The organism is Streptomyces alkaliphilus, assembly GCF_014141535.1.
Taxonomy (GTDB): domain Bacteria; phylum Actinomycetota; class Actinomycetes; order Streptomycetales; family Streptomycetaceae; genus Streptomyces; species Streptomyces alkaliphilus.
Genome location: NZ_VKHT01000635.1, coordinates 1 through 3,061 on the forward strand (window position 1 = coordinate 1; position 3,061 = coordinate 3,061).

Sequence of the window (3,061 nt, forward strand, 5' to 3'; positions counted from 1 at the left end):
CCCCCGTCCCCGCGTCGCCCCTCGGGCGGGCCACCACCCACCGGCCCCGCACCGCGACGGGACCCGACGTTTCCCCCGGGGGTTCCGAACCCGCCGCGCCCGTCGTGGTGGTGGAGGGACTGCGAGTCCGCCACCCGGGCGCCGACGCGCCGGCCGTCGAGGACGTCTCCTTCACCGTGCGCCCCGGGGAGGTGATCGGCCTGCTCGGTCCCTCGGGCGCCGGCAAGTCCACCGTCCAGGCCGTCCTCGCCCGCCTGGTGCGCCCCGTGGGCGGGACCGTCACCGTCCTCGGCACCCCGCTGGAGAAGTGGGGCCACGAATACTTCGACCACGTCGGGGTCGCCTTCGAGCTGCCCGCCTCCCGCCTGCGACTCACCGCCCGCCGCAACCTGACCGCCTTCGCCGCTCTGCACCGGGTGCCCGTCGCCGATCCGGTGGAGCTGCTGGCCCGGGTGGACCTCGCGGACCACGCCGACCGCCGCGTGGCCACCTTCTCCAAGGGGATGCGGATGCGACTCGAACTGGCCCGGGCCCTGATCAACCGTCCCCGTCTGTTGCTGCTGGACGAGCCGACCTCCGGCCAGGACCCCGTGCGCGCCGCCCGGCTGCGGGAGGTGATCCGCGCCGAGGCCGACCGGGGCGCCGCGGTCCTCCTGACCACCCACGACATGGACACCGCCGACCGCCTCTGCGACCGACTGGCCTTCGTCTCCGGCGGCCGGATCGCGGCCCTCGACACCCCGCGCGGCTTCCGCCTGCGCCACGGCCGCCCCGGCGTGATCGTCGAGCACCGGGAGCCGGAGCGGAGCGGCGGATTCCGGCGGGTGCGGCGGGTCCTGGACACCACGAAGCCGGAGGCCGCCGACGAACTGGCCGATCTGCTGCGCGCCGGCCTGGTGGAGACCCTGCACACCCGCGAGGCGGGGCTGGACGAGGTCTTCGCCGCCCTCACCGGGGACCGGCTGTGACGACCCGGCCGGGGCCGGCCGGTCCTCCGGGCGCGGTCGGGGCCCGACTCCCCGGGGGACCCCGGCCGGTCCCGGCGATGGACGCTCCCGACCGGCCGGCCCCCGGCGGCCCGCGTGATCACCGGGCCGGCCGGACCCGGGTCGCGGCGGCGTTGCGCGAGGAGACCCGCCTGCCGGCGGACCTGCGCGTGGTCCATGTCGCCGCCGGCCTCACCGTGCTGTGGACGCTCCTGCTCCTCGTCCCCTCCGCGCAGACCGCCCGTGCCCTCGGCCCCCATCTGCTCTTCCTGGACACCGCCGGATTCGGGGCGCTGTTCGCCGTCGCGCTGATCCTCGTGGAACGCACGGAGCGGACGGATGCCGTGCGCCGGGTCTCCCCGCTGCGCCCGGTCGAGGCCGTGCTGTGCCGGATCCTCCCCCTCACCCTCCTCACCTGCGCGATGGCCGTGCCGATCGCCCTGGCCGCCACCCGTCCGGCCGGTCCGGCGGAAGCGCTGCGGGTCGGGCTCGGCGCCCCGATGGCGGTGGCCCCGGTCGCGGCACTGCTCCTGGCCTGCTGCCTCGCCGCCGGCACCCGGGCCCGCACGCTGCCCGGGGTGGTGATGGGCGCGCTCCCTTTCCTGGTGCCCCTGCTGGTGGTGCCGGTCGCCCACCTGCTCGGTGTCCTCGGGCACCCGCTCGCGCACCTGGTCCCCACCACCGCCGGGGCCCGGCTGATCGAGAGCTCCGTCACCGGGGCCCCGCCCGCCGGTGGCGTGCTGCCCGCCCTCCTCTGGGCCTGGATCGGCGCCGCGCTCGCCGCCGTCGCGGCGACCCGAGCCCTCGGCGCGCCGCCCCCGCACCGGACCCGGTTCCCCCGTCACTCCCGCATCCACCGGCCGAGGACCGTCCACCGGCCGAGGACGGAGCGGCGCCCCCGCCGGGGGGCGGGCGGGCGGATCACCGCGCTCCTCGCTCCCACCGGCCCTTTCCGTGACCCGCTGCCGTGGTTGGCGGTCGCCGCTCCGCTCCTCACGGCCCTGGCGTTGCGCCCCCTGTGGCCCGCCGTGGTCGAGACGGTCGCCGACCGTTACGGGATCGACCTCGTGCCGCACACCCCGACGGTCTTCGCGGCGCTGATCCTGCTGCACGTGCCCGTCACGGTCGGCACCGTGATCGCGTTGCGATGGGTGGAGGACGCGGAGGAGGGACTGCCCCGCCTGGTGCGGGTCGCCCCGGTGCCGGCGGGCCTCCCGCTGCTGCTGTGGCTCGTGGCCGCGTGGGGGTTCTCCCTGCTCGTCCTCACGGCGGCGATCCCGTTGAGCGGGCTCGCGCCGGTCCCCGGCACCGAGTCGTTGTCCGCGGCGTTCCTCGCCGCCCCGATGGCCCCCCTGCTGGTCGCCGTCGTCGCGGCCACGGCGACCAACCGGGTGGAGGCGCTGGTGGTGACCAAGGCCGCGGGCGCCCTGTCGGTCGGCGTCCCCGTGGCGGCGGCCCTGCTGCCCGCCCCGGTGGGGGCCGTCATGGGGCTTCTGCCGCCGACCTGGCCGTTGCTCGTGCTCGCCGACACCGACGGGACGGTGTTCCCCGCCCTCGCGGGCCTCGCCGTCCGGGTGCCGGCGCCGGCCGCGGTCACCGTTCCGGCGGGCGTCCTCGCCGCCCTGCTGCTGTGCGTCCTCCCTGTCCGACGTGCTCTCACCCGCGGTCCCGCCGCCTGATCCGCCGCCGGGGACACCCGTCGTCCGCGTCCTTTTCCATCCGGTGTCGGGGCCGCCCCGGTCTCGGGACGGTGTCGGCTCCGGGGCGGGGAGGGGCGGCGGACTCCCCGCCGGTCCCGCCGATCCGGTGGACGGCTCGTACGCGACGGTTCGACCCCGGTACACGGAGGGCCGGGACGCCCCGGGGGCGTCCCGGCCCTCCGGGCGTGACCGGGCTCGGGCTCAGGCCCAGTACCCCGGCGCGATCGCCGTGCTCAGACCGCCCCGCCGGGTGTCCAGACGGGTCAGCTGGGCGACCACCGGCACGTCGGCGCGCACCACCAGCCCGTAGGGTTCGCCCAGCGGCACCGCCTGCGGATCGATCAGGTCGTTGATGCGCACGTGACGTACCCGCCC

General features: G+C 77.4%; 3 protein-coding genes. 2 read left to right on the forward strand and 1 reads right to left on the reverse strand.

Annotated elements, in window-relative coordinates:
* A partial coding sequence (locus FNQ90_RS17760) for an ABC transporter ATP-binding protein (protein ID WP_228471347.1) occupies positions 1-968 on the forward strand: 968 nt, incomplete at its 5' end.
* A gap of 77 nt (positions 969-1,045) precedes the next feature.
* On the forward strand, positions 1,046-2,665 hold the full coding sequence (locus FNQ90_RS17765) for a hypothetical protein (RefSeq protein ID WP_182607286.1): 1,620 nt from the start codon (positions 1,046-1,048) through the stop codon (positions 2,663-2,665).
* Between the two features lie 222 nt (positions 2,666-2,887).
* Here FNQ90_RS17765 and FNQ90_RS28720 read toward each other — a convergent pair whose 3' ends face one another.
* On the reverse strand, positions 2,888-3,046 hold the full coding sequence (locus tag FNQ90_RS28720; protein ID WP_407699388.1) for a sensory rhodopsin transducer: 159 nt from the start codon (positions 3,044-3,046) through the stop codon (positions 2,888-2,890).
* Positions 3,047-3,061: the final 15 nt, after the last annotated feature.

Bases quoted from the DNA above. Each gene is read 5' to 3' on its own strand.
- FNQ90_RS17765 (WP_182607286.1), top strand. From the start codon at position 1,046: ATGGACGCTCCCGACCGGCCGGCCCCCGGCGGCCCGCGTGATCACCGG.